Here is a 6,566-nt window from a genome sequence, read left to right as displayed (position 1 = left end):
TGGGCCTGTTCGTGGTCGCCCGACTGGCGCACCGCCACGGCGTCCGCGTACAGCTGCGCCCGCACGGCTCCGGCGGTCTGACCGCCATGGTGCTGGTGCCCGAGAGCCTGCTCGGCAGCCAGTCCCCGGCCTACGCCGGGACGCAGGGCGGCATGCCCGTGCGCGAGGAGACCTACGCGGCTCCCGCTCCCACGGCCGCGCCGCCCCCCGCGCCTCCGCAGTGGCAGGGCGGCGGCTACCAGATGGGCCCGGGACACCCGTCCTACCCGTCCAACCCGGAACCTGCCGGTGCGGGCGCGGGCGCCTGGCCGTCCATGCCTCAGTGGCCGTCCGACGTCAACGGCTGGCCCTCCGACCCGCGCGCCAGCAGCGGCGGTTACGACACCGCCGACGTCTGGGTGCCGTCGCGAGGCCAGGGTGGTGGCGGCGGTGGCAGCTGGGGCAGCGACAACGGCCTGCCCAAGCGGCCCACCAGCGACCAGCCGCCGTTCCAGCCGCCACAGGACTGGAGCTTCGGCAACCGGCCGGTGGAGCAGAGCCTGCCGCCCAGGCCGAGGTACGACTTCCCGGAGACGGAGTCGGCCGCGACCGGCCCCATCCCGGTGGTCAACCCGCCCTCATCGGGTGACGAGTACCTGCCGATCTTCGCTTCGGTGGAGTCGGCCTGGTTCGAGCACGGTGGTGAAAGCGGCGCGAACTGGGGTTCCTCCAAGGCGGATGCCGGTTGGAACGCCGCGGCGGCCGCGGTCGAGCCGGTACGTGACGGCTCGACGGCCGCCGGGCTGCCCAAGCGGGTGCCCAAGGCCAACCTCGTGCCGGGTTCCGCCGACACCGCCTCGGCGCCGAAGGGTGTCACCCCGATGCCCTCTGTCTCGCCCGATCGTGTCCGCAGCCGCTTGTCCAGCTTCCAGCAGGGCTTCCGCGCGGCACGTGACGACATCAGCGAGGGCAAGGCGTACCCCGCCGGCTCGAGGCCCGTTGATAGCAGGGAGGAGGGCGTATGAACGACCTGAGCCACGCGGCACGCGGAGTCGACTGGTTGATAACCGACTTCGTCAGTACCGTTCCAGGTGTCGCCCACGCGGTCGTTGTCTCGTCCGACGGTCTGCCGCTGGCGGCATCGTCGGGCTTCCCCGTGGACCGGGCTGATCAACTGGCCGCGATCGCGTCCGGCCTGGTGAGCCTGACGCAGGGAGCGGCCAGGGTCTTCGAGGGCGGCGCGGTCAACCAGACCATCGTCGAGATGCAACGCGGGCTGATGCTGATCATGTCGATCAGCGACGGCTCCTGCCTGGCCGTGCTGGCGGCGCCCGACTGCGACATGGGCCTGGTCGCGTACCAAATGACGCTTATGGTCGATCGTGCCGGTCAGGTACTTACTCCGGCGGTGCGCGCCGAGCTGCGCGCCAGCCAGACCAGGTGATGTAGGTGACGGACCCAAGGTGGAACAGCGGTGGCTGGGATCCCCATCCGCAACCCCAGCCGCAGCTGAGCTCAGATCCCGCGTCGCCGGTCCGTCCATACGCCGTGACGGGAGGACGGACCGCGCCCCGGGTCAAGCTGGCGATGGAGGCCCTGGTCTCGTCCGCGACGGCCGAGCACCGGGAGTTCTCCCACATCACGCCGGAGTATCAGGCGATCAGCCAGCTCTGCCGGCAGGTCCGGTCGGTGGCCGAGGTGTCGGCCCTGTTGCGGATCCCGCTCGGCGTGGTGCGCGTGCTGATCGCCGACATGGCGGCCGAAGGTCTGGTACGCGTACACCAGCCAGCGCTGGAGTCCGGACGGCCAGACGTAAACCTGCTCGAAAGGGTGCTCAGTGGACTTCGCAGGCTCTAGCCCCGGCCTCACCTCGACGAAGATCGTGGTGGCCGGAGGGTTCGGGGTGGGCAAGACGACGTTCGTCGGCGCGGTGTCGGAGATCATGCCGCTGACGACCGAGGCCGTCATGACGGACGCTTCGGCGGGCATCGACGACCTCGGTATGACGCCGCTGAAGTCCACCACGACCGTGGCGATGGACTTCGGCCGGGTCTCGCTCGACCGTGACCTGATCCTCTATCTGTTCGGTACGCCCGGACAGCACCGGTTCTGGTTCATGTGGGATGACCTGGTGCGTGGTGCGATCGGCGCGGTGGTGCTGGTGGACACGCGGCGGCTGGCCGACAGCTTCCCCGCGATCGACTACTTCGAAGAGGCGCAGCTGCCGTTCGTCGTGGGCGTGAACGGGTGGGATGGGTCATACCCGCACAGCGACGCGGAGGTGCGCGACGCTCTCACACTGGCGCCGCACATCCCGCTGGTGCGGCTGGACGCCCGGTCGAAGGACTCGGTCAAGAGCGCGCTCATCAACCTGGTCGAACACGCGCTGACGGTCCGGATGGCGGTGCCGGGCTGGAGCGGTAGCTGACCTCGCCTGCCGCCTGGCAGGCGACCGTCCGGGATGTCGCCGTCTGGGGCATGCTGACAGACCGGATGGCCGAGCCAGGCTGGAAGGGCTGCCGGAGCGGATAGGCTGAACCATTAGACCAACATTCGCTTCGAGGACTGGCCTACCACGTGTTCGAGACGCTTTCCGACCGGCTGACATCGGTCTTCTCCTCCCTCCGCTCCAAGGGTCGGCTGTCTGAGGCCGACATCGATGCCACCACCCGCGAGATCCGCATCGCGCTGCTCGAGGCCGATGTCGCGCTGCCGGTGGTCAAGGCGTTCGTCGCCCAGGTCAAGGAGCGCGCCCGCGGCATCGAGGTCTCCCAGGCGCTCAACCCGGCGCAGCAGGTCGTCAAGATCGTCAACGACGAGCTGATCGAGATCCTCGGCGGCGAGACGCGCCGGCTCCGCTACGCCAAGACGCCGCCGACCGTCATCATGCTCGCGGGCCTGCAGGGCGCCGGTAAGACCACCCTGGCGGGCAAGCTCGCCAAGTGGCTGCGCGAGCAGGGCCACGCGCCCATGCTCGTCGCCGCGGACCTCCAGCGCCCCAACGCCGTGCAGCAGCTCCAGGTCGTGGGCGAGCGCGCGCAGGTGGCCGTCTACGCGCCCGAGCCCGGCAGCGGCGTCGGCGACCCGGTCGGGGTCGCCCGCCGGTCGATCGACGAGGCCAAGCGCGCGCAGCACGACGTCGTCATCATCGACACCGCCGGCCGTCTGGGCATCGACCAGGAGATGATGCGGCAGGCCGCCGACATCCGCGACGCGGTCTCGCCCGACGAGGTCCTGTTCGTGGTCGACGCCATGATCGGCCAGGACGCCGTGACCACGGCCCAGGCGTTCATGGAGGGCGTCGGCTTCGACGGGGTGGTGCTCACCAAGCTCGACGGCGACGCCCGCGGCGGTGCCGCGCTGTCGGTCAGGCACATCACCGGCCGGCCGATCATGTTCGCGTCGACCGGTGAGAAGCTCGAGGACTTCGACGCCTTCCACCCCGACCGGATGGCCTCCCGCATCCTCGACATGGGTGACATCCTCACCCTGATCGAGCAGGCCCAGAAGACCTTCGACGAGGAGCAGGCCGCCAAGATGGCGGGCAAGCTCACCTCGGGCGAGAACTTCACGCTCGAAGACTTCCTCGAGCAGATGATGATGGTCCAGAAGATGGGCCCGATCAAGAATCTGCTCGGCATGATGCCCGGCATGGGGCAGATGCGCGACCAGCTCAACTCCATCGACGACCGCGACCTCGACCGCATCGCGGCCATCATCCGCTCGATGACGCCGGGCGAGCGCCAGGACCCGAAGATCATCAACGGCTCCCGCCGCGCCCGCATCGCCGCCGGCTCCGGTGTGACGGTGAGCGCCGTCAACAACCTGGTGACGCGGTTCTTCGACGCCCAGAAGATGATGAAGAAGATGGCGGGGGGCATGGGCATCCCCGGCATGCCGGGCGGCCGGGGCAAGGCGGCCAAGGCCCAGAAGAAGACCAAGAAGGGGCGGCGCGTGAGCGGCGACCCGCGCAAGGCCGCCCTGGGTAAGGGCGACTCGGCTCCCGCCGAGCCGCAGCAGCCGACCAAGGGTGGTCTGCTGGGCAACCTGGGCGGGAAGCTGCCTCCGGGCATGGAGCTGCCGCCGGGCTTCGACCCCAGCAAGTTCAATCTCCCGGGCCAGAAGTAGCAACTTTTCTGGATATTCCGGGTTTAAGAGCGCGGCGACCCGCGCCAGCGGGTCGTGCGCAGTCCTGTGCGTCTGGCACAATGACATGTTGGAACACCGTGGCCAGGTGGGTGCCCTCTCACCTCCCGCCGGTCATGCCTGTCCCTGGAGCGGACTCCCATCGTGCCCCACTCGATGTGATGCCGTTCACCCACGCTCGAATGCAGGAGAGACCACACCAGTGGCAGTCAAGATCAAGCTCAAGCGGCTCGGTATGATCCGTAGCCCTCAGTACCGCATCGTCGTCGCCGACAGCCGCACCAAGCGTGACGGCCGGGCGATCGAAGAGATCGGCCTGTACCACCCGAAGGAAGACCCTTCGCGCATCGAGGTCAACGCCGAGCGCGCGGCCTACTGGCTCGGTGTCGGCGCGCAGCCGACCGAGCCGGTGCTCAAGCTGCTCAAGCTGACCGGTGACTGGCAGAAGTTCAAGGGCGAGGCCGCCCCTGCGCCGATGAAGGTCGCCGAGGCGGCGCCCGACCGTCACGCCCTCTACGAGGCCGCGGCCAAGGAAACGCTGTCCGGTGGCGACACCGGCACGTCCGCCACCACGCCGAAGAAGGCTCGCAAGAAGGACGAGACGGCCGAGGCCGCCCCCGTCGAGGCCGCTGCCGCCGCTCCCGCCGAGACCAAGACCGAGGGCGAGGCCTGAAGTGCTCGAGGAGGCTCTCGAGCACCTCGTTAAGGGCATCGTCGAACATCCCGACGATGTCCGGGTCCGCGCACGCCGCATTCGCAGCGGGCGCGTCCTGGAGGTCCGGGTGCACCCCGAGGACCTGGGCAAGGTCATCGGTCGCGGTGGGCGCACCGCCAAGGCGCTGCGCACTGTCGTGAATGCCCTGGCCGACGGGAAGTACGTTCGGGTCGATCTGCTCGACCTGGACGAAGCCGTCCGTTAGCGTCAGGTTCCTGCGCCCTCATCGGTTTCTTGCCGATGGGGGCGCTTGCGTTAGAAAAGGTGGGAGTTCACGTGCAGTTGGTCGTCGGCCGGATAGGCCGCCCGCACGGAGTACGCGGCGACGTGACCGTGGAGGTGCGCACCGACGATCCCGAGCTCCGCTTCGCCGTCGGCGCGGCCGTCGCCACCGATCCCGCCGACAGGGGGCCGCTGGTCATCGAGAGCCGCCGCTGGCACAAGGGCGCGCTGCTGATCACTTTCGCCGGGGTGACCCAACGCGACACGGCCGAAGAACTGCGCGGCACGATGCTGGTCATCGACTCCGACGAGGTGACGCCCTCCGACGACCCCGACGAGTTCCACGATCACCAGCTCACCGGGCTCGCGGTCGTGACCGTCTCCGGGGAGGCCGTCGGCGAGGTCACCGACGTGCTCCATCACGGTCAGGACCTCCTGGTCGTACGGCGGAGCGGCCAGGACGACGCGCTCATCCCGTTCGTCAGAGCCCTGGTGCCCGAGGTCGATCTCGACGGCGGCCGGCTCGTCGTCGACCCGCCCGAAGGGCTGCTGTGATGCGGCTCGACATCGTCTCGATCTTCCCCGAATACTTCGCGCCGCTCGACGTCTCCCTCATCGGCAAGGCCCGCGAGCGCGGCACCCTCGACGTCCGGGTGCACCAGCTCCGCGATTGGGCGCACGACGTGCACAAGACCGTGGACGACACGCCCTATGGCGGCGGACCCGGCATGGTCATGAAGCCCGAGGTATGGGGCGAGGCCATCGACGCGGTGATCGAGGGCGGCTCGCCGACGGCGGTCACTGAGGCGATGGCGGTCACTGAGGCGATGGCGGTCACTGAGGCGACGGCGGTCACTGAGGCGATGGCGGTCCGTAAGGGGGGCTTGCCGCGTCTGATCGTTCCCACGCCGAGCGGGCGGCCGTTCACCCAGGAGCTCGCCCAGGAGCTCGCGGACGAGCCCTGGCTGCTGTTCGCGTGCGGGCGCTACGAGGGCATCGACTCGCGTGTCATGGCCGAATACGGCACGCGCCTGCGCGTCGACGAGATCAGCATCGGCGACTACGTGCTGGCCGGCGGCGAGGTCGCGACGCTGGTGATGGTGGAGGCCATCGGCAGGCTGCTGCCCGGCGTGCTCGGCAACGCCCACTCGGCCGTCGACGACTCCTTCGCGCCGGGGGCCATGCGCAACCTCGTCGAAGGCCCCGTCTTCACCAAGCCGCCGGTCTGGCGGGGGCACGAGGTGCCGCCCGTACTCCTGTCCGGGCATCACGGGAAGGTCGCGCGGTGGCGGCGTGACGAGGCGCTGCGCCGTACCGTCGCCAACCGGCCCGAGCTGGCGGCGGCGCTCGACCCCGAGACGCTCGACAAGCACGACCGGCGGCTGCTGGAGGAGCTCTCGTTTCGCTTCCAGCCGGAAGATATGGCAAACTGAAGCGCTACCGACCATCATGTGGTTGGTCTGCCATGCCCGGGGGACAGTCCCGGGTTCATCGAATCAGCAGG

8 protein-coding genes and 1 pseudogene are annotated in these 6,566 nt (G+C 69.4%); all 9 read left to right on the top strand.

Annotated features, from left to right (window positions below):
- Positions 1-1,004, top strand: a pseudogene (locus AB0L53_RS53815) (hypothetical protein); the annotation flags it as partial.
- A complete protein-coding gene (locus AB0L53_RS53810) occupies positions 1,001-1,423 on the top strand; it encodes a roadblock/LC7 domain-containing protein (RefSeq protein ID WP_214641568.1) in 423 nt (140 codons plus the stop codon). The pseudogene AB0L53_RS53815 and the gene AB0L53_RS53810, both read left to right, overlap by 4 nt.
- Before the next feature lie 65 nt (positions 1,424-1,488).
- Positions 1,489-1,836: a DUF742 domain-containing protein gene (locus AB0L53_RS53805; protein WP_214641717.1), complete on the top strand. Its 348-nt coding sequence runs from the start codon at positions 1,489-1,491 to the stop codon at positions 1,834-1,836.
- Positions 1,817-2,407 (top strand): ATP/GTP-binding protein, encoded by a 591-nt coding sequence (locus AB0L53_RS53800; RefSeq protein ID WP_214641567.1) that lies wholly within the window; start codon positions 1,817-1,819, stop codon positions 2,405-2,407. Before AB0L53_RS53805 ends, AB0L53_RS53800 begins: the two co-directional genes overlap by 20 nt.
- A gap of 149 nt (positions 2,408-2,556) precedes the next feature.
- Positions 2,557-4,107 (top strand): signal recognition particle protein, encoded by a 1,551-nt coding sequence (gene ffh, locus AB0L53_RS53795; protein ID WP_364013069.1) that lies wholly within the window; start codon positions 2,557-2,559, stop codon positions 4,105-4,107.
- Between the two features lie 220 nt (positions 4,108-4,327).
- Positions 4,328-4,798: a 30S ribosomal protein S16 gene (gene rpsP / locus AB0L53_RS53790; protein WP_225290503.1), complete on the top strand. Its 471-nt coding sequence runs from the start codon at positions 4,328-4,330 to the stop codon at positions 4,796-4,798.
- Position 4,799: 1 nt separating this feature from the next.
- Positions 4,800-5,045 (top strand): RNA-binding protein, encoded by a 246-nt coding sequence (locus AB0L53_RS53785; protein ID WP_020546537.1) that lies wholly within the window; start codon positions 4,800-4,802, stop codon positions 5,043-5,045.
- Between the two features lie 71 nt (positions 5,046-5,116).
- Positions 5,117-5,617, top strand: a complete 501-nt coding sequence (gene rimM, locus AB0L53_RS53780; protein ID WP_364013065.1) for a ribosome maturation factor RimM — start codon at positions 5,117-5,119, stop codon at positions 5,615-5,617.
- Positions 5,617-6,495, top strand: a complete 879-nt coding sequence (gene trmD / locus AB0L53_RS53775) for a tRNA (guanosine(37)-N1)-methyltransferase TrmD (RefSeq protein WP_364013062.1) — start codon at positions 5,617-5,619, stop codon at positions 6,493-6,495. The genes rimM and trmD overlap by 1 nt, the downstream gene beginning before the upstream one ends.
- The last annotated feature ends 71 nt before the right edge of the window (positions 6,496-6,566 follow it).

This window comes from Nonomuraea sp. NPDC052129, assembly GCF_040680095.1.
Classification (GTDB): domain Bacteria; phylum Actinomycetota; class Actinomycetes; order Streptosporangiales; family Streptosporangiaceae; genus Nonomuraea.
Note: the sequence above shows the minus strand (reverse complement) of the source record. Positions and strands in the feature narration are given on the sequence as shown.